The following is a 21976-nucleotide window of genomic DNA, read 5'->3' on the forward strand; positions in this document are numbered from 1 at the left end:
GGTCTTTAAGAAAAGAAGGTGCAAGAACGATACAGGTGTTACGGCCTAGGTCTTCCTGTGAGGACTGCTAACTGGCAATTACTTTCACACCGCGCAGGAATTCGGCAACGGGCATTCGTTTCTTCCCTTCTAGCTGCACATCAAGTAAGTCGAGCTGACCAGCTGCCGTCTGCACGCGCAAGTACGTACGACCGTCGGATAGCCATGTGCCAGCTGATCCTGTGGCTGCTTCGGTCTCGGGAAGCGCCGCTGCTTTGAACACCTTGAGTGTGCGGCCATCTGGGAGCTGGGTGAAAGCCGTTGGGATAGGCGACAGGCCGCGGACCAAGTTGACGAGATCCGAAGCTGGCTGGGCGAAATCCAAACGGCCGGTTTCCTTCTGAATCTTGGGGGCCATGCGCAAATCACTGGTGGTAGCTTGCGGAAGGCTAGGCGCAGTGCCGGCCGCAATGGCTTGCACGGTGCGTAGGGCTAGGTCGGCTCCCGTAGTTTTCAGCTTCTCGTAGAGGGAGCCGAAGTCGTCGTCGGGTGTGATGGGCACTACGTCCTGGAAGATCAGGTTGCCCGTATCAATTTCGTGTTGTAGGAAAAAAGACGTAACGCCTGTTTCCGTCTCACCGTGGATGAGCGCCCAGTTGATGGGAGCTGCGCCGCGGTACTGGGGCAGCAGCGACGCATGAATGTTGATAGATCCTAGCCGTGGCATGTTCCAGACGGCCTCGGGTAGCATGCGAAAGGCTACTACTACTTGCAGGTCGGCAGCGTAGCTTTTCAGTTCGGCTTGAAATTCTGGTGATTTCAGGTTAGTAGGTTGCAATACCGACAGACTGTGCGCTACAGCCGCTTGCTTCACGGCCGAAGCCGCAAGCTGCCGGCCGCGGCCGGCAGGCTTATCGGGCGCCGTCACGACGGCTACCACTTGGCAGCCCGACCAGCTGAGCAAAGATTCTAACGTGGGCACCGCAAACTCGGGCGTTCCCATAAAAATGATTCGGAGCATAGGAAGAGGTGAGTGGCTAGGTGGTTAAATCAGTTTGGCTATTCAACCATCAAAAATCAGTGTACAGCAAGTACTTCTTACGCGCTTGCTTGAACTGGCTCAAACCCGGCTCCCACGATTTGCGGATTTCTTGTTCCGACTTGCCTGCTTCGATCTGCCCGCGCAGCGCTTTCGTGCCCGCTAGCCGTTCAAAAAAGTTATTGAAGAACTTGTCCTTTGTCGTCGACTGCCGGTAGTAATCTAGCAAATAAGCTAGGGTGAACCCGGGCTTCTCATCAGCTTGCGGCTTGGTCAGATCCTGGCCGTAGCATAGCACGTTCAGATGCATCGGCTTCGCTGCCCCGGCCGTTGGTTGAGGCGTAAACTTGTAAGGCCGCGTAGCCGGTTGGGTCGGGCTACCAAGCAACTGGAACGGCGTATCGGTGCCGCGCCCGACGCTCACGTTGGTGCCCTCGAACAAGCACAGCGATGGATAAAGTGCTATGGCGCGGTCGTTAGGTAGGTTGGGGGAGGGGCGCACCGGCAGTGAGTAACGCGTGGTGTGCGTGTAGCCCTGCATCGGAATTACAGTCAGAGGGCACTGCGCACCCTTCGGCAGCCACTTCTCGTCATTGATCATGCGGGCTAGCTCGCCTACGGTCAGGCCGTGCACGATGGGCAACGGGTCGAGGCCAACGAAGGATTCCAGGCCTGCTTCACGGATCGGTCCATCTACGTACCATCCGTTCGGGTTAGGACGGTCGAGGACGAGGAGCGGCTTTCGGTTTTCGGCGCAGGCTTCCATCACGTAGTGCAGCGTGCTGATGTAGGTATAGAAGCGCGTGCCCACATCCTGAATATCAAACACCACAACATCTACTGCCGCCAATTGCTCGGCTGAGGGCTTTTTGTTGGCGCCGTAAAGCGAAAGCACAGGCAGCTTCGTGCGAGCATCGAGGCCGTCCTGAATGGTGGCACCGGCGTCGGCGTCGCCCCGGAAGCCATGTTCGGGCGCGAAAATAGTCTTGACCTGAATGCCCTGGGCAAGCAGCGTATCGACGAGGTGGGAGCGGCCTAGGCGCGAAGTTTGGTTGACAACCAGCCCTACCCGCTTGCCTTTCAGCTGCGGCAAATAGCGTTCGAGTTGCTCGGCGCCGGTCTGCAAGCTAGGCTTCGGAACGGAAGTTGACGTGGTAGCAAATGGAGCCGTTTGCGGCAGGTGCGTGGTTGCTGAGACGCAGCTGCCATCAGTAAAGAGCAGTGATAGACTAAATAAGCCGGTTAAAAGCGGTAAAGACATCTGAAAAGTGAACTGGAAAACTGATTACAGACGTGTAGCTTTACGGCAGTGAACATTGCGCGCTACATATCCCACAAGATTGATGGGGCTGACTCAGGTTCTTTTACCTCGTCGGTCACAAAAATAGCCATAATCAGCGTTGCCCTTGGCGTGGCCGTGATGATTGTGTCGTTTGCGATTCTCGAAGGCTTTCGGAATGAGATACAAAGCAAGATTTTCTCCTTCGGGTCGCACATGCAAATTAGCAAGTACGACACCAATAACTCGCTGGAAGTAGAGCCCATTGGCGAGCCGCGGCTGGTATCGGAGCTCCGACGCTTCCCGCAGGTAAAAGCCATTCAGCCCTTCGCGCGCAAAACGGCCATCATTAAAACCCGCGACGAAGTGCTCGGAGTGGTGCTGAAAGGTATCGACGAGAAAACCTCGCCTTCTACCATGCGGCAAAACTTGGTGTCGGGCAAGTTTTTGAGCTTCCCCGATACTTCTGCTAGCACTGATGTGCTGCTCAGCCGCAAGATTGCCGATAAGCTACGGCTGAAAATAGGGGATGAGGCGCTGTTCTACTTTATCCAGAATCCACCTAGGGTTCGCAAGTTCCAGGTGAAAGGCATCTACCAAACCGGCCTCGATGAGTTCGACGACGTGTTTGTGCTGGGCGATATTCGCCAGATTCGGGAGCTGAACGCTTGGCCCGATTCGCTGGTGGGTGGGGTGGAAGTGGTGTTGCGCAACTTCAAGCAGCTCGACCCCGTGGCGGAGAGCATGTATGAGAATCTACCCTATAACCTGAAGTTGGATAAGATCACCGAGCAGTACGCGCAGCTCTTCGACTGGCTGCAACTGCTGAATCGTAACGTAGTTATCTTCCTGCTGCTCATCATCTTCGTGGCAACATTCAACATGGTAGCCACTATTTTTATCATGATCTTGGAGCGCACCAACATGATTGGAGTGCTGAAAGCCATTGGGGCTACCGACAACCAGATCCGGAGTATGTTTTTCTTCCGAGGACTGAGTCTTACGTTGCGCGGGATGCTTTACGGCAACTTAGTCGGGCTAGGTTTCTGCGCCTTGCAGTACTTCTTCCACCTCATTCCGCTCGATCCCGAAAACTACTACATGGATCGGGTGCCGATTCATTGGGACCCTTTCATCATCGTGGTGCTGAATGTGGCTACCTTCTGCACATCGCTGCTCGCCGTACTGATTCCCACGTATTTGATTTCGCGCATCAGACCTGTGACGGCTATCAAGTTTGACTAACTTCTTCGTTACCTAGGCTGAAGAAATTTCTTCTTAAAGCTCAGCGCCCTTGATCAATCATACGGTTGATCAAGGGCGCTGAGCTTTTTAGCTACGTATAGTCTTCCCTGCAAACCAAGCTCAGGAGAATAGAGAAGACTATAACCAGCGGCTTTGCAGAATTAAATTGGGATCGGGGCACAATGCTGCCCACTGCTTCTGCTCTGATGGCAGGGCCACTCCAGGAAAGTCGCCAGAGCGGCCTTGCATGTCTGCCATAACCTGGAAGTGCAGGTGTGGCGGCCAATCACCATTCTCAGGGTATGGACCGACCGTAGCAAAAGCGGCCCCTTTTTCTAGCTTCTGGCCTTTGCGCAGATTGTCGTACTCGCGACGACCTAGGTGCCCGTAGAGCGTGTAAAATGTGGTGCCTTCCAATTCGTGTTGAAGAATAACCGTTGGGCCATAGTCGCCGAAGCTGGCATTATCGGCTAGGCTGTGCACGGTGGCGGCTAGCGGCGCAAGCACGAGTGTCTCCGCAGGCAGCCATACGTCGACACCTAGGTGCAGCGAGCGAGCCGGTAGCGCAGGGTCGCCAAATAAGCCAGGACTACGCCGATAGATGATGCGGTTTTCTAGATAGCCACCTACCCCAATTCTGGCATTTTGAGCCGTCAGCATCGCCTGCACAACTTGTTCAAACGAAGTACTGTCGCGCAAGTCGGCGGTGGCAAGGCTCGGGTTAGTGGCCGAAAAATCGAGGCGACACACGTCGGCGCCGTTCAGATCAACCGGGAGAACTGGGCCAAAAGCAGCTTGGTGCTGCTGGAGCAAAGTGGAAAGCATATAGTAAAGGGCCTAGCGCCAAGCTAGATCTTGCCCAACGATAGGCAACAAGTAAACAAAGATGCAAGCTAAGTCGTCCGCAACAAAAGTCCTTACTTTGCTGCTGTGCCGAACCAGCGGCACCCTATCTCGGTTATTCTACTCAACCTAGCTTTTTTGCTTTCATGAGCAGCCCTTACTTTACACTCAACGTTGTCGAGGTTACTCCCGAAACCAGCGACGCTGTTACTATTCACCTCGAACACCCCGATCGTCAGCCGATTGCCAGCGAGCCGGGCCAATTTTTAACCTTGATTCTACCCTGTGGACCAGGCGGCAAAAAGGAGCGCCGGGCTTACTCGCTCAGCAGCACGCCCCACGAAGCGCCTCGCTTGTCGGTGACGGTAAAGCGTGTACATGGTGGTTTGGTGAGCAACTATTTGCTTGATACAGTGAAGGTAGGCCAGCAGATAGAAGTGATGGCGCCGCTCGGCAACTTCACCGTGAAGCCTAGCTTCAAAGCGGCGCGGTCGTTGGTGCTGGTGGGAGCGGGAAGTGGCATCACGCCGCTCATGAGCATCCTGAAAGCAGTGCTACGCGAGGAGCCTAACAGTCACGTGCTCCTGGTGTACGGCAACCGTAACGAGGAAGCCGTCATCTTCCACAAGCAACTCCAAAAGCTGCAAGAGCAATATCCTAACCGGTTTCAGGTAGAGCACGTGTACAGCCAGCCCACGGGCAAAGCGGAAAGCAAAAGTACCTCTTTCTTCAGCCGGTTCACGTCGTCTAAGCCAGCCGCTCCCGACCCGCATCAGCATACGGGGCGTCTGAATCGGACCATGTTGCTGCGTATTCTGGAGCATAAACACCAGTTTCCAGCCGAGCAAGCCGATTACTATCTCTGCGGCCCAGAGGGCATGATGAACGAGGCACGCGCTGCGCTCGATTTGTTGGGCGTACCGGCCAGCCAGGTTCGGCACGAAAGCTTTGTAGCGGCGGCCGAAACAATGGAAGCCGCAGCGGCTCAACCTAACGGCCACGGCGACGTATCAGCAGCAGCGGACGATGGCAAAGTGACGGCGCGTACCGTAACGATTCAGTACGAAGGCAGTGAGTATGAAATAGAAGTAGCGCCTTCCCAGACGATTCTGGAGGCGGCGCTCGACCTAGATATTGATCTGCCGTATTCCTGCCAAGCTGGGCTCTGCACGGCTTGTCGGGGTAAGTGCTTGTCGGGTAAGGTGCATTTGGATGAGCGAGAGGGCCTTTCTGATTCCGAATTGAAGCAAGGGTACGTACTCGTCTGTGTGGGTCACCCACTGACCGACGATGTCGTGATTGAGATTGATTAGCTTGTTGGCCAGTGCCAAACAAAGCGTTTGGCTGTCGTTTTTAAACCTACGATACTCTTGATATGACTCGGATCAGCGCTGCGGGAAATTGCCGTCGTGCTGTCAAAAAGTCCTAACAAGAAAGAAACGTTAGTGTATCTTGTACCCATGATAAATGCCGCCCCTGAACCTCAATTAGCCTCGGCCACGGAAACTCGGCGTCCACCGCGGCAGTATTTACCCGAGGGTTTCACCGTCACAGATTGGGCTACCCTTGAACCCTATTTCTTGGAGCTTCGTGACCGTGACATTCCTTCCTCGGAAGACTTAGAAAGGTGGCTTCTTGACCGTAGCGAACTGGAAAGTGTGCTGAGCGAGAACCTCGCTTGGCGCTACATCCGCATGACGTGCGATACCCAGGATACGGTTCGTGCAGAGGCCTTCCAGTACTTTGTCAGTGAGATTGAGCCGAATGTCGCCCCTTACGACCACGCGCTCAACGAAAAGATGATGAGCTCGGATTACCTAGGAGGGCTCGACCCCGCGCGCTACCGCGTGTTTATTCGCTCCGTGCGGCAAGCCCTGGAAATCTACCGTCCCGAGAACATTCCGCTCAAAACAGATATTAGCACCAAACAGCAGCAGTACGCCGCTACGGTAGGTGCCATGACCGTGACGCTCGACGGCGAGGAAATGACCCTGCCGCGGGCTGCCGACCGGTTGAAGAACCCAGATCGGGCCGTGCGAGAAGACGCGTGGTATGCCGTTCAGACTCGCCGCCAGCAGGATGCTTTGTCCCTCGATCAGCTCTTCACCGAACTGATTCAGCTACGGCATCAGATGGCCCTGAACGCGGATTTTTCTAACTTCCGCGATTACATGTTTGCCGCGCTCGGGCGTTTCGACTACACGCCTGAAGATTGCTTCGCTTTCCACCGTGCTATTCGTGAAACGGTTGTGCCGCTCATCGACGAGTTGGATCTGGAGCGTCGCCAAGACCTAGCTCTGCCAGAGCTACGCCCCTGGGACCTCGACGTAGACGTGTCAGGTAAAGCCCCATTGCGTCCCTTCGAAACAGGAGAAGAGTTGCTGGAGAAAACCATTACGGTCTTTCAACGCCTCGATCCTTACTTGGGTGACTGTTTGCGCACGATGCAGCAAATGGGCCACTTAGACCTAGAGTCGCGCAAGGGAAAAGCGCCAGGTGGCTATAACTACCCGCTCGACGAAACGGGGGTACCGTTCATTTTTATGAACGCCACTTCTTCGTTGCGCGATGTCGTGACGATGCTACACGAGGGCGGGCACGCTGTGCATAGCTTCCTTACGCGTTCCTTGCCGCTTTCCGCCGATAAGCACCCACCGTCAGAGGTTGCTGAGCTAGCTTCTATGAGCATGGAGCTGATGAGCATGGACCATTGGGACTTGTTCTTCAACGACGAGGATGAGCTGCGCCGGGCAAAGAAAACGCACTTGGAGAGCGTGCTCGAAACGTTCCCGTGGGTGGCCACCATCGACAAGTTTCAGCACTGGATCTACGAAAATCCGAACCACAGCGTGGAGCAGCGCCACGACTGCTGGGTAAAGATTTTTGATGAGTTCAACCAACGGACGGTAAGCTGGAAAGGCTTAGAGCGCTTCAAACCCTATATGTGGCAGAAGCAGTTGCACCTCTACGAAGTGCCGTTCTACTACATTGAATACGCTATGGCGCAGCTCGGAGCTATTGCGGTGTGGCGCAACTTCCGCCAGAATCCACAGGAAGGCCTAGCTGCCTACAAGCGAGCGTTGGCGCTAGGCTACACAGCCCCAATTGGGGAAATCTACGCCGCCGCTGGCATTCGCTTCGATTTCAGCACCAGCTATTTGCGTACGTTGGCTGACTTCGTACACGAGGAAATGGCAAAGCTGTAAGGCAAGTCGCTAAGTAGTCAAAAAGAAAAGCGGCCCGGATTATTCCGGGCCGCTTTTCTTTTTGGGCTGTAAGAAGCTAGGTTAATATTGCCCCGATGTAGGCTGAATTTCAGTGATACAGTAGATGTGTACGGGCCGACCAACCTGGCAGGTCGTGGCGCGATTTATCTGCTGAAACCGAATCATCACCTGCTGTCCTTCGTAGGGTGTAAAGCCTTCCCAAACCTGTGCATCCGGCGACAGGCGTACGCCGTTAGGCAGCTCTAGTACAAAGCCACAGCCATCAAGTGCGGTCAAGTCGCGCACGGTAGCGCGCACGTTGCATTCAGGGCCGACCGTCATCATCCGAGCATCGCGGCAAGCAGGCGCTATTACCATGACAAATCCCAGAATAAGTGCCGTAAGAACTCTTGACGGACGTAGAAGATGTATTCGGGATGACATAGTGAGGGGTAGAGTGCACCGCAGAAGAGCGGCTGATAACGCAGCGTGCAAAAATGTAGGAATTAAACCGGTTTATAATTGATCCTAGCCTGCCTAATAGTGTTTTTTGTAGAAATTGTGATTAGGTGGTGAAAGATAACGCTTTGTCTATCAAAGCACAACAGTGCCTGCGTAAGCATTCGAGCAGATGGAGTAGGCAAAAGGCTCAAATTGGCTACACAATGCGCGCTATTGCTGAAGTTCGAACAACGGCAACGGCTGAAGCTTGCTGTACTTTCCTCCTAGCTTTGAGAACTGTTCTTGGTGTACCTGCAAGTAGTTATTGAACTGCTTAGCTGCCTGATCATAGCGCAAGCGGTACCCAACGACTTCACTGTCGGAAGACTGAATACCTTCCGTCAAATTGCGTACTAGTTCGCTCGACTGGCCGCTGGTAGGTTGTGCTATGGGGTAGAGTACATGCAGCAGGGAGTCCTGAGCAGCATCGTAGGCATCTATCTGCGCTGAGTTGGCCATCGTTTGCTGGTTATAGCGTACGTTTTTCAGTCGGTCGTTAGCGCGTGTTAGCTGTTGCAATTGAGCACGATCAACGCCGGGCTGGTTGGCAAGCTCACGCAACACTTGCCGGGTGGCGCTAATCTTGGCATCGTCACTGGCAATCATCTGCGTCCAACGAACATCCACGGAGTCGCGCAACACGTCAAGCTGCGCTTTAGCCGCGGCCGGCGATGCGAGATCTACGGTTTTAGAGGAACGATCGGTTTTACAAGCCTCGAGGCTCGCGAGGGCAATAAGGAAGGCTAACGGGAGAATCTTTTTCATAGAAGCAATAATGAGTAAACAAAGTTAGCTGTTCACGGCAGCGATAAGTAGCACGAAGATCTTGCTTCGCGTATGCTAGAACGATACTTGTCAAAAATATAGTCTAGTAAGCCACGCAACAACACGCCAAATCAGTACTTCGCTGACGCTCTGCTAGTGGTTCGCGCTACAACGCTGTGGCCCTTACCTTTGTCCCACGCTAATCTGCATTCTTTCATGAGCGACGTAACTCCCTTAGAAACCCTGGGTGAATTCGGCCTGATCCGACGCCTACAAAATACCATCACCCTCCGGCAAGCCAGCACCAGCCTAGGTATCGGCGACGATGCTGCCATCATCGCACCACCCGCTGCGCACGATATCGTGGTAAGCACTGATCTACTGGTAGAAGGTGTGCATTTCGACTTAACATTTGCCCCCCTGAAGCACGTGGGCTACAAGGCGGTAGCGGTTAACGTATCCGATGTCGCTGCCATGAACGCCTTGCCAACCCAAATTGTGGTGGGGCTAGCTATTGGGGCTCGCTACTCCGTAGAAGCCATTGAGGAACTGTACGAAGGCATGCGCCTCGCCTGCGAAGCCTATAACGTGGACCTGGTAGGCGGTGACACCACCGCTAGTCGGGGCGGCCTCACCATCAGCATCACGGCCATGGGGCAAGTGCCGAGCGGCCAAGCCGTGCGCCGCAGTGGTGCCCAACCCAACGACCTTATCTGCGTAACCGGCGACCTAGGTGGCGCTTTCATGGGCCTGCAAGTGCTGGAGCGCGAAAAACAAGCTTTCCTCGCCGACCCCGACATGCAGCCCGAACTCGGTAGCTATAGCTACGTGGTGCAGCGCCAGCTACGCCCCGAGGCACGCATGGACATCGTGCACGAGCTGAAAGACCTAGGTATCATGCCCACCAGCATGATCGATATTTCGGATGGCTTGGCTTCCGAGCTGCTGCACTTGTGCGCAGCTTCCGGCGCGGGTGCCCGCATCTTCTCCGAAAATCTACCCATTGCCAACCCCACGCTGGAAGCTGCCAGTGAGTTCAACCTCGACCCCATCATGTGTATGCTCAACGGCGGCGAAGACTACGAGCTGCTCTTCACCGTGCCGCTCTCCGACTACGACAAACTCAAAAATCACCCGGACATCACAATCATTGGCAACATGATGGTGAAGAGCGAAGGCGTAAATCTCGTGACGAAAGCTGGTCAGGCGGTGCCGTTACAAGCGCAAGGCTGGCAGCATTTTTAAGCTAGGCTCTCACTGCTTCTATTCTTTCTCGCTTGTCGTCCTGAAGAAGGAGGAACCTTCCTTTTTTACTGACAAGGCTTACATAACTCAAACGCCCTTGATCGACCACCTAGGTGGCTGATCAAGGGCGTTTGAGTTATGTAAGCCTGGAACTCAGGAGCGAAAGATCCTGCCTTCTTCAGGATAATAGATGAGTGAAAGCAGACCAGCGCTTATTAGTCCTCGGGGTAGGGGATATATACGAAGTTGGTAAACTCCTCATCTAGCACGAAGAGGCAGCAGTACTCATTTGGGTCCTTATAAGTCTGCTCGAAGGCTTCTACATTTTCGGCCGCAATGACGTGCTGCTGCACGAAGAGTTCGAGGTAAGAGGCAAATACGTGCCACTCCAGACCTAACTCATCGGCATTCACCAGCAAGCCACCCAGTGGCACTTCTTGGCGAGCAAACACGAAAATCGGATACTTGGAAATGTCGCGCTTCCGAATCTGCGACGACGCTTCCATCAGCGTATCAGAAACCGTGGCGAAATCCTTGGTGATGGTACCTAGGTATTTACCGTTCAGTTCGGGGGCGTTGGCGTAGTCCATTTGGGTGTGCTAATATTGTTTACTGTGTCATCCTGAGCTTGCGAAGGACCTTATCACGTTCGCTTCTCAGTTAAGTAGGCAAGAAAGTCCAGTCAGGGTTATCATTGGCAATCAATGCTTCCTTCTTTGCCCGCGTCCATCCTTTCAACTCCTTCTCACGGGTAATGGCAGCTTTACTATCGACATACTCTTCGAAATACACGAGATTATAGCAAAAGTAGCGTCCTGCAAATGTTTGGGTAGAACCTCGATTAGCATAATGCTGTGCCATCCTATCAACCAGGCTATTAGTAATGCCAATGTAGAGCACTGTCTTCGCCGGGTTTGTCGTAATGTATACGTAGTAGGGCATCAGGCAGTCGATTGCGACGTGATAAGGTCCTTCGCAAGCTCAGGATGACAACACTTTCTTAGCTAAGGTTGTCTATCGCAGCTCCAGCAGCACTACATTTTCCACATGGTGCGTATGCGGGAACATATCCACCGGCTGCACACGCGTTACTTTGTACGCTTCATCCAGCAACTCTAGGTCGCGGGCTTGAGTGGCGGGGTTGCAGCTCACGTATACGATGCGTGGGGCACGCATTTCGAGCAGGCGCTGCACCACGTCCACGTGCATGCCGGCGCGAGGCGGGTCGGTGATGACAACGTCGGGGCGGCCGTGCTCGGTGATGAACTCGGCCGACAGCACATCCTTCATGTCGCCGGCGTGGAATTCGGTGTTGGTGACGTTGTTGATTTCGGAGTTTACGCGTGCGTCGGCAACAGCTTGCGCCACGTACTCTACGCCGACTACGTGCCTAGCTTGGCGGGCCACGAAATTGGCGATAGTACCAGCACCGGTGTAAAGGTCATACACGAGCTCATTGCCGGTGAGGCCAGCAAAGTCACGGGCAATTTTGTAGAGACCGTAAGCGCCTTCCGAGTTGGTCTGGTAGAACGACTTTGGCCCGACGCGGAAGCGTAGCCCTTCCATTTCCTCGTGGATGTAGGGCTCGCCTTTGTAGCACACCACCTCCAAGTCATGAAAGGTTTCGTTGCCCTTGTCGTTGAGCACGTAGTTGAGTGAGGTGATCTGCGGAAACTTCTCGTAGATATAATCGAGCAGCGGCTCAATGGCTTGGTGCTGGCGGTAGCACTGCAAAATCACCATCAGGTCACCAGTGTTGGCGGTGCGGATAATTAGGTTGCGCAGCAATCCCGTTTGCTTCACCAAGTTGCCGAAGCGCAACTCATGCTCGCGGGCGTACTCACGGATAGCTAGCCGAATAGCGTTGCTAGGTTCTGGCTGCAACCAGCAGTGTTCAATGTCAATGATCTTATCGAAGCGGGAAGGCGTGTGGAAACCCAGCACGCGACGGTCGTACTCCTGCGTCTCGTCTTGGATCTGCTCGGCCGTCAGCCAGCCCATGAAGCTGAATGTGTATTCGAGCTTGTTGCGATAATAGGTCAGCGCGGGCGAGTGTTTGATAGGCAACACCTCAGGAAGCGCTACTTTGCCAATACGCTCCAGCGTATCTTCCACCTGCTGCTGCTTGTAGTGCAGCTGAGTATCGTAGCCGATATGCTGCCACTTGCAGCCGCCGCACACGCCAAAGTGTTGGCAGAATGGCTGCACGCGCAGCTCGGAGTACTTATGGAAGTGTGTAGGTACAGCTTCCAGAAAGCTCTTCTTGGATTTAGTAATACGTAGGTCAACTACGTCGCCGGGGGCAACGCCCGTCACGAAGATGACCATATTGTTGTGGCGCACGAGGCACTTGCCCTCGGCTACCATGTCGGTAATTTCGACTTCGCGGAGTGCCTCCGCCGGGATTTTTGATGCTTTGCTCACGAGGACAAAGGTAACAACGATTTGCCTCACCCTAGGCCCCATTTCTGGCCTGCTTTCCCTGGAAAAGCGCTGCATCTTCTGCGTGCACACTGCATCCTTTGCGGGCAACGACGTCTGTCTAGCCAAAAAGGGCATCCACAAAAAAAGCCTCCCACTTACGCAGGAGGCCTTTCAAAGCTAGGTTCTTACTTCACAATCTCAAACCAGCCCTTCTTCTTCGTGCCGTTGGCTAGCTTGAAGATGTAGTAGTACACACCAGCCGAAGTTCCTTCGCCGCCCCAAGTGTTGCGGTAGTTGGCGGTATTATAGATTTCCTTGCCCCACCGGTTGAAGATGGTGAATGTGTTGCCGGGGTACAGCTGCACGTTGTCGATGTACACCACGTCGTTGAGCCCGTCGCCGTTGGGGGTAATGATGTTGTAGAAAGCCAATGGGTTTTCAAAGTCAACGCACGCTTCGTTCGATAAGGAAGGAGCTAGGTTCGACGCCGACGAAACCGCCCGAATACGGAAGCATTGGTTGAAGCCTTGGGCGCCGGTAGTTAGTTCCTGCGTGTACTGGGTGGCAGTCGTCGCCGGTACAGTCTGAACAAGCTCTTCGGTGCCACCATCTGCGCGGCGGTAGATGGCATACTGCGTGATGGTAAGACCTAGGTAAGAGTTCCAGCGTAGCGTCACCCGACCTTCGTCCCGGCCGCCTCGGCCCTGGGTGGCTACCGCTTCGAGGCGTACGGTGGTGTGCTCGGTGCTGCTCAGCACGGTGCCGCATGCGTTGGTGAGTTGCACTTGATACTGGTAGGCGCGGGCATCCGCGTCGGCGCTGGCGTCGGCGAAGGTGGTGACGGTATTGGCCACGTTGCCCACGTTCGTGTAAGCGCCCGTGCTGCCCGCGTCGCGCCGCAAGATGTTGATGCGGTTGCCATTGCCGGCGTTGCTACTAGCAGCTAGGTTCAGGTTGATTTTGGTGTCGCTCTGCGCATCTACGGAAGCTAGCTGCAAAGCTAGGCTCACGTTGTCGGGGCTAACGGTGAGCGTATTGGGGGCACTGTTGCAGCCGAAGCTGGAGGTTTCGGTTACGCTAACTGTTTTCGCCGCCGTGCCTGCGGTAAAGTTCACCACTACGTTGTTCGTGCCTTGCCCGCTTACAACGGTACCGCCCGCTACTGCCCACTGGAAAGTGGAGCTAGTGAGGCCGGTTACGGAGTAGCGCAGTCCATTCAGATTTTCCGGGCACACGTTGCGCGGGCCGCTAATCGTCACTGGTGCTGGTGTCGGATCAACGATGAACTGCTTCGTATAGATCGGGCCAGCGCAGCCGCTGGTGTTCGTTTCGCGCGCCGTGAGGGTGTAGGTGCCCGCAGCGGGCGTGGTAAAGGTGGCCGTGCTGGTCGTGCTAGTCAGAGCCGTGCCATTCAGCGTAAATTGATATCTGGAGTTGGCAGCGCCGGGCAGTAGGAAGCTGATGTTTCCGCTGCTTGCGCACACCCGATCCGGGCCACTGATAGCTAGGTTGGCTAGCGGCGAAGGCAGCACGTTCACATATAAAGTGTCGGACTGGCCTAGGCACCGGATAGCGGCACTAGGGTTGCTAGTTTCGGTCACCACGATTTTGCCGACGCCTACCCGATTCCAGCGCACTTGTACCGACGATTGGTTGGTGCTCACCTGGGTACCCCCAATGACTTGCCACGCGTACACGGAGCCATTGGTGTAAAGCGTCTGATACGTGTAGGGACCATCAGCCTGGCACACGCTAAGCGGACCCGTTGGCCTAGCCGTCGCTAGCTGCTGGTTGATGCGCACGGGCAACGTAATCGTATCGGAGGAGCAGCTGAACGAGTTCAGGGTGAAGGCACGTACGCTGGCATTGGCGTTCGTATCACCCCAGTTGACGGTGATGCTGTTAGTACCTTGTCCGCTGGCGATGGTGCCACCACTCACCACCCACTGATACGCTGCGCTCCGTGGATTCCGGATGCTATACGTCACGCCTTGCACCGTCGGACACACGGAAGCGGTGCCGTTGATGCTATCAGTTGCAGGCCGTGGATTTACGGTAATACGCACAGTGCTGGTCGCGGTGCAGCCACCAACGGCCGTAGCAGTCAGCGTATAGGTCAAGGTAAGGGGGCTAGCTGTTGTATTGACGGCCATAAGCAAAGGCTGTGCATCCGTGGGGCTACTCAGGTTGGCAATGGGGCTCCATTGGTAGCTCAAACCTGGTAGCGCGGGGGTACCTAGTCTAATCCGTTTGTCAGCGCACAAGGTAGCGTCAGGACCAGCGTTGGCCACGGCAGCAGCGTTCACCGTCACCACCACCTGCCGCGTGCCCGTACATTGGCCATTGGTGGAAGTCACCGTATAGGTGGTGGTTTGGGTTGGGCTAACGGTAATAGAGGCGCCGCTAAACGTCTGACCACCGCCCGTCCAGGTATAGTTTTGCCCACCCGCAACGGTTAACGTTGTGGCACTGCCTAAACATATAGCTGCTGCGCTAGGGGTAACAGTCAGCTCAACCGGCCGCACGTCTACCGTCCGCGAAACGGAGTCGGAAAGGCAGCCCTGCGCCGAAAGGCCGCGGACGGTAATGCGGCCTGTGCCTAGGGCATTCCAGCGCACCTGCACGGTGTTGCCGGTGCTAGGGCCCTGTATCGCGCCGCCATACACACGCCACTGATATGTATTAGCGGAGGTACTCCCCGTCGTGTACGTGTAGACCGCGCTCCGATCACAGATGGTATTATCGCCGGCTAGGCTGGTCGGGCTTGCCGCTTTCACAACCGTAATCTGAAACACCTCGGATACGCTCTTCGCCCCGCAGGTCACGTCGGTAGCTGTCACCACTACGTCGTAGGGTGCTAGGCGGGCGTTGCCGCATTTGGAGTTAAAGACAAACTGACCGTTGACGCTGCCGCCCGTTCCGGTTATGGATACCGTACCCGTCACATTGCCCGCTTGCACAACGCCGGGCTGCCCGGCAAAACTCGCATCGAAGCCCCCCGCGCCGTCCAGCAAGACGCTGTTCACGCGCAACGTAATCGGATTGCCATCGGCATCGGTGGAGGCTAGGTTGAAGTTGGCCGATTGTCCTTCTTCAATAGTGATGGAGCGAGTAGCTAGGGTTGGTGCTGTGAACTTGGGGCTCTGGTTGGGCTGGCATTGCCTTGATACCAGCTGGACCTCGCGGCGCGTGGAGCCGATCAGTACTTCGAGTCCGTTGATGGTACGATACTCTTTCACTTCTACAGCCACCACGAAGCGCCCGATGAGCGCCGCCTGGTAGCGGCTCAGCCCCGTGCTGGCGTTCAGCGAAGCGAAGTTACCCGCGCCAGCCCCGAAGGGCGTGGTGGCACTATAGCCGGCATTGTACGTGACGGTATTAGGCAGCGAAAAAGTCGTGGGCGAACCTAGGGTACCGCTGTAAGGCGTGCTGAAGGAGTAAATCAGCCGGTCGCCGTCGGGGTCAACAGCGTTATTCAGGAGAAGACTGGTGTCGCCCTGGCAGATAACCACCACGGCCGTGTCAGAGAAAGTAGGGGAGGAGTTGGGCAGCAGGGGAGGCGCCATCTCCACGTAGATGGTCTGGTTTTGCTGGTCGGGGTTCCGTAGGTTGGCAATATCAGCGTTGCGGGTGCCGTCGCTATACACGGCGTAGTACCCCTGAAAAGACAGCGGCAAATCAATATCCGCTTCGTAGCGGCACAGGCGTACTTTGGGTTGAACGCTGCCCGAAGTAGTGCAGCCGCCGGGGGTGGGTGGCGTAATGGAAGGATTTGCAACTCGTGGCAGCCGGAAAGTACCGTTCGGTTGCGGTTCATTCTGGGTAATACTTGAGCCACAACCCGTTTGCACCGACGTGTACACGGGGTTGCCCTGCCCACTATTGATGCGGTTGCCCGAGGCTTTGTCGTAGAGACTAATAAAAATGTTGCTTCGCCCGTCGGGTACGTTAGAGAGGTTTGTGCCCGGTGTACAATCCGAGTTGATATAAATAAGAGCCGTAACCCGGTACCGGTAAAGCGTATTATTAGCTGGGCTAACACCTAGGTAGCGGTAACTAATGTCACCTCCGATAAGGTGAGACGCAGCAGCGGGCACTACCTGCGCAATAAGTAAGACCAACCACGCTAAGAGGCTGCGCAGTAGAGATTTTTGCATAGAAATAGGCAAATGAGAAGCTAAAGCAAGCGCAGACCACATCAGCAGAATGGATCCACGCTTAAGCAAAAAGGGGATTAATCACGAATCACGCGGCGCACGGCCGTGTGCCCGCTACGGTCTCGCAAGTGGACCAAGTAAAGCCCACGCGGCAACGCAGAAAGATCAAGGTCTGCGTCGTTGGCGGGGGTGAGGCGAAGGGTCGTGCTGAGCACGCGGGCACCTAGCACATTCTCCACGGTGGTGGTGTATAGACCGGCCGCGCCCGCATCGGCTAGGTGCAAGTGCAGTATACCGTCGGTGCTCGGGTTAGGGAAGACAGTAAGAGCGGGCAGGCTGCTAGCTTCTGTCGTAGCAGTAGGAGTGCTTACGATCAACGTGTAATCTTCCGTCTCCGAATTGGCCTGGTTGACTAAGCAAGCATTCGGCGTATTAGTGTTCAGCCGCGCCACTACGCGCATGCGTATCAGGCTGCTGGTCAGATTCGGTACCGTCAGCGTTCCGCTGAATGTCCCCGTCGTGCTAACGTCCGCAAGGCGCTCGGAGATATCAAAGGTGCCATCCTGATTCCAGTCGATCCACACCGAAGTAGTATGAAAATTGGTCAAGTTGGTAGCAATTGTTAGCGTATAACTCTGGTTGCGAACCAACGTAATAGGGCGGTTGATGTAGTTTCCATACCCGCCGGCGTCAGCGCCCGAAATACTAGTGAAAGGCGTCGGGAGAGTAGCCCCCGTCAGGCCCACGCTGGTAATCCAAAATGCCGTGCCTGTGCCGTTGGAAGGACAATACGACAAGCAGGGAACGGTTAGCACTATGTAATTAGCAGCCTGTAACGTATTGGTGCCGTAAGCATTTGTAGCCTTCAACGACACTGTGTAGCTGCCCGAGGCGGCGTACGTGTGCGTCGGATTCTGCTGGGTACTGGTGGTACCGTCGCCGAAACTCCATAGCCAAGAGGTCGGTATGTTCTGGCTCTGGTCGGTAAACTGTACGGGGTTTTGGCAACCACCGAGCACGTAGTTGGAGTTGAACGCAGCTACCGGTGGTTGGGTATTCGGTAGGATCGTAACGGTGTAGTCTTCTGCCTGCCCGTATTTTAAATTGGTGCAAGGGCCGAAGTTGGCGTTCACATAATCCGACGATACGCGCAGGCGCAATGGCTGATTCTTGACCGCCGTGCCCGGTATCGTGTATGAGCCCGTTGGATTTGAGCGGTTGAGGGCCTGGAAGATCAGCTCCGTGGTCGGGTCGAAGGTGCCATCATTATTTAGGTCTAGCCATACGCGGGTGTCCTGCGGATTGCCAGTGCCCGTCGTAATGCTGAGCGGATACGCCTGCCCTTCCGTAAGCTGCACCTTGCCCGAGCAGGTAAAGTCCTCGTAGCTAGCTTGTCCGCCGGCTGAGGTTTTGGTCAGTGTCCCTAGAGTAAACTGTGTGATGCCGTAGTTGCAGCAGTAATCGGTGGTGATGGGCGTGCAGCTAGCCGCTTTAGGCAACACGTTGTCGTAAGAAATGTAGTTGCTCCGCGTACGGGTATTTGCGCCAATGGTATTGGTTGCCGTGAGCGTCACCGTGAACGTGCCCGGGGTGGTATAGCAGTGCTGTGGATTCTGCTGGGTGCTGGTGGTGCCGTCGCCGAAGCTCCACAGCCAGGAAGTTGGCGCGTTGAGGCTCTGATCAGTGAACTGCACACAACCCGAGCAGGTAAGTGGTTGAGCGGCGACAAATTCTGCAGCGGGAGCTAGAGTGTTTGCGCTCAGCGTTACGCTATAATCCTCGGTCTGTGAGTAGTCGGGCGTAGAGCACGGCGTGGGCACAGGCGAGGTGAAAAAGTCGGCGGCTATTCGTAGTCTCAAACGCGTGCCAACAACAGCAGTGCCGGGCACGGTAATCGTGCCCGTATGCTTGCCCGTAGCGAGGTCACTATAAACCAGTTCCGACGTGGCATTGAAAACGCCATCATTGTTCAGGTCGATCCACGCTCGCACGTTCTCGCCAACAGCAGTATTGGTTTGAACGGTAAAAGGAACAGTGGTGCCTAGGGTCAGGTTGGTGTTCTGCGTGCAGGAATAATCCTTATAGCCATCCGTGACGCCTGAGGTTGAGTTGTTGATTGTGCCCAGCGTCACGTTGAAAATTCCCATGCCATAGGGAAAGTTGGTGCTCGGAGCAGAGCCGGGCGTGCAGGTGCTCGTGGCAGCAGGGCACGTCTGCGCGTGGCTCAGGACAGGTAACACAGCTAGCAGCAATAGAAAAAAGGAATAAGCTGACGCACTGCGCCCAATGCGTAAAAATGAAAGCATAGATATTGCCGTAGGTGTGTAGAAAAAGATTGCCTAAATGTACTGACTTAATTGTATACCCGAAGCGGTATATACTCCATTTAAGTACCTCGCCACGTGGAATCAAATTACTGATCTACGAGGGAAAAGCGGCTACTTTTGTTTGGAATAGGAAGAGCAGCTTTTTCTCCACGACTCCATATATGCAAGGGAAAGTAGTACTAATAACAGGCGGAACTTCGGGCATCGGCCGAGCAAGTGCCGTGGCCTTTGGGCAGGCCGGCGCGCAAATAGTTATCACGGGGCGGGATGCCGCACGCCTGCGCGAAACGGCCCAGCAACTTACCACCCTAGGTATCCAACACCACACTGTGCGCGCCGATGTGGGCATCGTAGCCGACTCCGAGCGTGCCGTTGCCGAAACCATCGCCACCTTCGGTCGACTCGACGTGCTGATTAACAACGCCGGTATTTCCATGCGGGCGCTATTCCAGGATGCTGACCTCGACGTGATTCAGCGCCTTATGCAGACCAACTTTTTTGGGACGGTGTACACCACCAAGTTTGCGCTGCCCCATATTCAGGCTAGCAAAGGCTCTATTGTGGGCATCTCCAGCATTGCTGGCTACCGAGGTTTGCCGGGGCGTACGGGCTACTCTGCTTCTAAATTCGCTATGAACGGCTTCTTGGAAGCACTACGCACCGAACTGTTGCCTCAAGGCGTGCACGTGCTAGTTGCCTGCCCTGGCTTCACGGCTTCCAATATCCGCCAAACGGCCCTCGCTGCGGATGGCTCCGCGCAAGGGGAGTCGCCGCGCGATGAAGGCCAAATGATGAGCAGCGAAGAAGTAGCCCAGCACCTGGTGAGTGCCGTACGCCAGCGCCGCCGCGACTTGGTGCTCACGAGCCAGGGGAAGCTGACTGTGTTCCTCAACAAACTACTTCCCGGTCTCACGGATAAATTAGTCTTAAATCACTTCCGCAAAGAGGAGAAAGACTTTAAAGTGTAGCTGCACCTAGCTCAACAAACGGCAACGGCCCCGAACCTTCACGTTCGGGGCCGTTGCCGTTTGTTGAGCTAGGTGATACATCTAGTGCTATCAGCAGAGGCATGCCACTATTTGATGAGCAGCAAATCGGAGCGACGGATATAGGCGGCTTGTCCGCGCCATTCTACTTGGTACCAGATATCCTTGCGTCCGCGCACAATTAGTCGGTCGCCGGCAGCAGCCGTGGTAAGCCAAGCGGCACCAGCACCAGGTCCTGTCATTAGGGCTGCATGGGAGCTAGCCACAATTCCAGTTTGATTTGGTCCTAATACGTTCAGGAACACCAGTACCAAACCTAGGTAACAAGCATACGCGAGCCACCAGCCCCTCTCCACCGAGCGCCGCCGGATCAGCAAAAGCGTGCCGCCGATAACTGCGGCTATCAGCAACAACTGAAGCAAGCGGTAGTAATACCGCCGGAACGTAATAATCAGGCTCTGCCGCCACGAGTCTGGGTAGCCGGTTACGCGCTGGTTTTGGGCTAGCTCGGCTATCTTATGCCAGGTAGCATGGCGCGGCTGACGTATCTGGGCGAGGTTTAAGTAGTAAAGCGCTGCCGGATAATGTCCCAACCCTTCCTGCACGTATGCCATGCGGAGCAAAAGTTGTGGCGAGGCCTGCCGCTCTTGCCGCAAAATTTGTCGGTAGAGTGGATACGCTTGCTCATAAGCACCCGCTTTGAACAAAGAATCTGCCTGGGAAAGTGTTTTGCTAACTTTTTGAGCTAGAATGATTTGGTGAGAAAACGTCCAAAACAGGAGAAAAAAACACGTTTTTTTTATCAAGATGCTTGCAGGTTAAAAGATGACCCCCTACTTTTGTGCCCACAATAAAGGAACACGCTTCCACAACACAAATAAACGATTCTGTAGCTCAGCTGGTAGAGCAATACACTTTTAATGTATGGGTCCTGGGTTCGAATCCCAGCGGGATCACAAGGGTAGTCAGAAATGACTACCCTTTTTTCTTGCCCTATTGGCTGCAAACAGATGTTTTGGTGGTACTCAGCAAATGGCTGTACCTAGCATTTTTGATTTGTTAGGTGAAGAATTCCTGATTTGCTAGCTGCAAAAAGGTTGGTTCTAAGTTGATTCAGACCCTTCCTACTTCACTTCTGCCCGCTACATTTTCTATTTAGAAATCGTGTCGAGGCTGGAAAAGCCCTGCTTTCACGTTTCTTACTTAGAAACAGAACTGCTATTTAGCAAATAGTGAACGTACAGTGGTAGACTTATTTTGGGGCAAATTTGAGTCCCAATATGGATGGTAAGGGAGTGTAGATTCTGCTGAGCTTAGTAAAGACGAATAGCTATAAAGTGCGAAGGCCCACTCGTTAGCAGGATCTTAAAATCGCACGCAGAGCACTAGTCACCTACATAGAAGGTTTGGTAGCGGGTTTATTTACCCAAAGACTGTATAGCAAGCCATATACAGCACCCCCAATTCCAAAGCCAATTACATCAAGCTCTTTCCTCTCGCTGAAATGAGGAAGGGAGGTGATAACAGGATATGTTTTGGCTATTGTATGAAGTGTAATAGCGAGAACACCACCAACAAGGGATGAAAGCCACCAATTACTACGGTTGAAGAAGCGTAGTAAAAGAAAGTGAATACCGGCGAAGGGCAGATAAAGCCACCATCCATAAAAGAGTATTATATAAAGCATATACATAACCGTTGATGAGTATTGTAAGCGGGTAGGAATGCTCAATAACAAGCAGGTCACAGCCAAAGCTATTAACAGGGAGAGAAGTAGCTTATATCCTTTGTTCATAATGGTTTTTGGGACGAAGATGCGCGGCAAAAGTGCCCGTAGCAGACAAGCATTAGCAGCAGAATAACGCAAACCTCTAGACTTCTGATAATTTACAACCGCAAAAGCAAGCTTGTTCAGCAGCACGGACTTCTCAGTTATGCTGGTTATGCTTGCTTCCAGAGGTAATTCACTGAAGCGTTAGC

17 protein-coding genes and 1 tRNA gene are annotated in these 21976 nt (G+C 54.5%); 6 read left to right on the forward strand and 12 right to left on the reverse strand.

Going from position 1 to position 21976, the window contains the following annotated elements; genetic code table 11:
- Nucleotides 1-67: 67 nt before the first annotated feature.
- Together fmt and SD425_RS08205 are read right to left on the reverse strand one after the other, a co-directional pair.
- Nucleotides 68-1000 carry a methionyl-tRNA formyltransferase gene (fmt, locus tag SD425_RS08200; RefSeq protein ID WP_324677309.1) on the reverse strand — a complete coding sequence of 311 codons (933 nt, stop codon included), beginning with the start codon at nt 998-1000 and terminating at the stop codon, nt 68-70.
- A 49-nt stretch (nt 1001-1049) separates the two neighbouring features.
- The gene (locus SD425_RS08205) at nt 1050-2279 is read right to left on the reverse strand and encodes a DUF1343 domain-containing protein (protein WP_324677311.1); all 1230 of its coding nucleotides are present in this window, start codon (nt 2277-2279) and stop codon (nt 1050-1052) included.
- Between the two features lie 48 nt (nt 2280-2327).
- Here SD425_RS08205 and SD425_RS08210 point away from each other — a divergent pair, with 48 nt between their 5' ends.
- Nucleotides 2328-3542: an ABC transporter permease gene (locus SD425_RS08210; protein ID WP_324677313.1), complete on the forward strand. Its 1215-nt coding sequence runs from the start codon at nt 2328-2330 to the stop codon at nt 3540-3542.
- Nucleotides 3543-3680: 138 nt separating this feature from the next.
- Here the strand turns inward: SD425_RS08210 and SD425_RS08215 are convergent, their stop codons facing one another.
- Nucleotides 3681-4367 carry a peptidoglycan DD-metalloendopeptidase family protein gene (locus SD425_RS08215; protein WP_324677315.1) on the reverse strand — a complete coding sequence of 229 codons (687 nt, stop codon included), beginning with the start codon at nt 4365-4367 and terminating at the stop codon, nt 3681-3683.
- A gap of 164 nt (nt 4368-4531) precedes the next feature.
- Between SD425_RS08215 and SD425_RS08220 the strand changes: the two genes are divergently transcribed.
- Nucleotides 4532-5698 carry a ferredoxin--NADP reductase gene (locus tag SD425_RS08220; RefSeq protein ID WP_324677317.1) on the forward strand — a complete coding sequence of 389 codons (1167 nt, stop codon included), beginning with the start codon at nt 4532-4534 and terminating at the stop codon, nt 5696-5698.
- 147 nt (nt 5699-5845) lie between these two features.
- Nucleotides 5846-7591 (forward strand): M3 family oligoendopeptidase, encoded by a 1746-nt coding sequence (locus SD425_RS08225; protein ID WP_324677319.1) that lies wholly within the window; start codon nt 5846-5848, stop codon nt 7589-7591.
- Nucleotides 7592-7672: 81 nt separating this feature from the next.
- On the opposite strand, the gene SD425_RS08230 is transcribed toward SD425_RS08225, so the two are convergent.
- A complete protein-coding gene (locus SD425_RS08230; protein ID WP_324677321.1) occupies nt 7673-7969 on the reverse strand; it encodes a hypothetical protein in 297 nt (98 codons plus the stop codon).
- Nucleotides 7970-8263: 294 nt separating this feature from the next.
- Nucleotides 8264-8857, reverse strand: a complete 594-nt coding sequence (locus tag SD425_RS08235; RefSeq protein WP_324677323.1) for a hypothetical protein — start codon at nt 8855-8857, stop codon at nt 8264-8266.
- A gap of 216 nt (nt 8858-9073) precedes the next feature.
- Between SD425_RS08235 and thiL the strand changes: the two genes are divergently transcribed.
- Nucleotides 9074-10102 (forward strand): thiamine-phosphate kinase, encoded by a 1029-nt coding sequence (gene thiL, locus SD425_RS08240; protein WP_324677325.1) that lies wholly within the window; start codon nt 9074-9076, stop codon nt 10100-10102.
- A 215-nt stretch (nt 10103-10317) separates the two neighbouring features.
- Here thiL and SD425_RS08245 read toward each other — a convergent pair whose 3' ends face one another.
- From SD425_RS08245 to SD425_RS08265, 5 genes are all read right to left on the reverse strand, one after another.
- On the reverse strand, nt 10318-10692 hold the full coding sequence (locus SD425_RS08245; RefSeq protein ID WP_324677327.1) for a hypothetical protein: 375 nt from the start codon (nt 10690-10692) through the stop codon (nt 10318-10320).
- A gap of 70 nt (nt 10693-10762) precedes the next feature.
- Entirely contained in the window at nt 10763-11044 is a 282-nt protein-coding gene (locus SD425_RS08250) for a GIY-YIG nuclease family protein (protein WP_324677329.1), read from the reverse strand.
- 72 nt (nt 11045-11116) lie between these two features.
- Nucleotides 11117-12469, reverse strand: a complete 1353-nt coding sequence (gene rlmD, locus SD425_RS08255) for a 23S rRNA (uracil(1939)-C(5))-methyltransferase RlmD (protein ID WP_324679507.1) — start codon at nt 12467-12469, stop codon at nt 11117-11119.
- Nucleotides 12470-12711: 242 nt separating this feature from the next.
- Nucleotides 12712-16683, reverse strand: coding sequence for a gliding motility-associated C-terminal domain-containing protein (locus SD425_RS08260; protein WP_324677331.1), 3972 nt, complete (start codon nt 16681-16683; stop codon nt 12712-12714).
- 77 nt (nt 16684-16760) lie between these two features.
- Nucleotides 16761-18989, reverse strand: coding sequence for a GEVED domain-containing protein (locus tag SD425_RS08265; protein WP_324677333.1), 2229 nt, complete (start codon nt 18987-18989; stop codon nt 16761-16763).
- A 182-nt stretch (nt 18990-19171) separates the two neighbouring features.
- Here SD425_RS08265 and SD425_RS08270 point away from each other — a divergent pair, with 182 nt between their 5' ends.
- Nucleotides 19172-19978 (forward strand): SDR family oxidoreductase, encoded by an 807-nt coding sequence (locus SD425_RS08270; protein ID WP_324677335.1) that lies wholly within the window; start codon nt 19172-19174, stop codon nt 19976-19978.
- Between the two features lie 107 nt (nt 19979-20085).
- Here the strand turns inward: SD425_RS08270 and SD425_RS08275 are convergent, their stop codons facing one another.
- Nucleotides 20086-20610 carry a hypothetical protein gene (locus SD425_RS08275; protein ID WP_324677338.1) on the reverse strand — a complete coding sequence of 175 codons (525 nt, stop codon included), beginning with the start codon at nt 20608-20610 and terminating at the stop codon, nt 20086-20088.
- A 269-nt stretch (nt 20611-20879) separates the two neighbouring features.
- Between SD425_RS08275 and SD425_RS08280 the strand changes: the two genes are divergently transcribed.
- Nucleotides 20880-20952: transfer RNA gene (locus SD425_RS08280), tRNA-Lys, on the forward strand.
- A gap of 437 nt (nt 20953-21389) precedes the next feature.
- Here the strand turns inward: SD425_RS08280 and SD425_RS08285 are convergent.
- Nucleotides 21390-21917 (reverse strand): hypothetical protein, encoded by a 528-nt coding sequence (locus tag SD425_RS08285; RefSeq protein WP_324677340.1) that lies wholly within the window; start codon nt 21915-21917, stop codon nt 21390-21392.
- Nucleotides 21918-21976 lie beyond the last annotated feature (59 nt).

Source organism: Hymenobacter sp. GOD-10R, from assembly GCF_035609205.1.
Taxonomy (GTDB): domain Bacteria; phylum Bacteroidota; class Bacteroidia; order Cytophagales; family Hymenobacteraceae; genus Hymenobacter.

Bases quoted from the DNA above. Each gene is read 5' to 3' on its own strand.
- fmt (WP_324677309.1), bottom strand. From the start codon at position 1,000: ATGCTCCGAATCATTTTTATGGGAACGCCCGAGTTTGCGGTGCCCACG.
- SD425_RS08205 (WP_324677311.1), bottom strand. From the start codon at position 2,279: ATGTCTTTACCGCTTTTAACCGGCTTATTTAGTCTATCACTGCTCTTT.
- SD425_RS08215 (WP_324677315.1), bottom strand. From the start codon at position 4,367: ATGCTTTCCACTTTGCTCCAGCAGCACCAAGCTGCTTTTGGCCCAGTT.
- SD425_RS08220 (WP_324677317.1), top strand. From the start codon at position 4,532: ATGAGCAGCCCTTACTTTACACTCAACGTTGTCGAGGTTACTCCCGAA.
- SD425_RS08225 (WP_324677319.1), top strand. From the start codon at position 5,846: ATGATAAATGCCGCCCCTGAACCTCAATTAGCCTCGGCCACGGAAACT.
- SD425_RS08230 (WP_324677321.1), bottom strand. From the start codon at position 7,969: ATGGTAATAGCGCCTGCTTGCCGCGATGCTCGGATGATGACGGTCGGC.
- SD425_RS08235 (WP_324677323.1), bottom strand. From the start codon at position 8,857: ATGAAAAAGATTCTCCCGTTAGCCTTCCTTATTGCCCTCGCGAGCCTC.
- thiL (WP_324677325.1), top strand. From the start codon at position 9,074: ATGAGCGACGTAACTCCCTTAGAAACCCTGGGTGAATTCGGCCTGATC.
- SD425_RS08245 (WP_324677327.1), bottom strand. From the start codon at position 10,692: ATGGACTACGCCAACGCCCCCGAACTGAACGGTAAATACCTAGGTACC.
- SD425_RS08250 (WP_324677329.1), bottom strand. From the start codon at position 11,044: ATGCCCTACTACGTATACATTACGACAAACCCGGCGAAGACAGTGCTC.
- rlmD (WP_324679507.1), bottom strand. From the start codon at position 12,469: ATGGTAGCCGAGGGCAAGTGCCTCGTGCGCCACAACAATATGGTCATC.
- SD425_RS08260 (WP_324677331.1), bottom strand. From the start codon at position 16,683: ATGCAAAAATCTCTACTGCGCAGCCTCTTAGCGTGGTTGGTCTTACTT.
- SD425_RS08265 (WP_324677333.1), bottom strand. From the start codon at position 18,989: ATGCTTTCATTTTTACGCATTGGGCGCAGTGCGTCAGCTTATTCCTTT.
- SD425_RS08270 (WP_324677335.1), top strand. From the start codon at position 19,172: ATGCAAGGGAAAGTAGTACTAATAACAGGCGGAACTTCGGGCATCGGC.
- SD425_RS08275 (WP_324677338.1), bottom strand. From the start codon at position 20,610: ATGGCATACGTGCAGGAAGGGTTGGGACATTATCCGGCAGCGCTTTAC.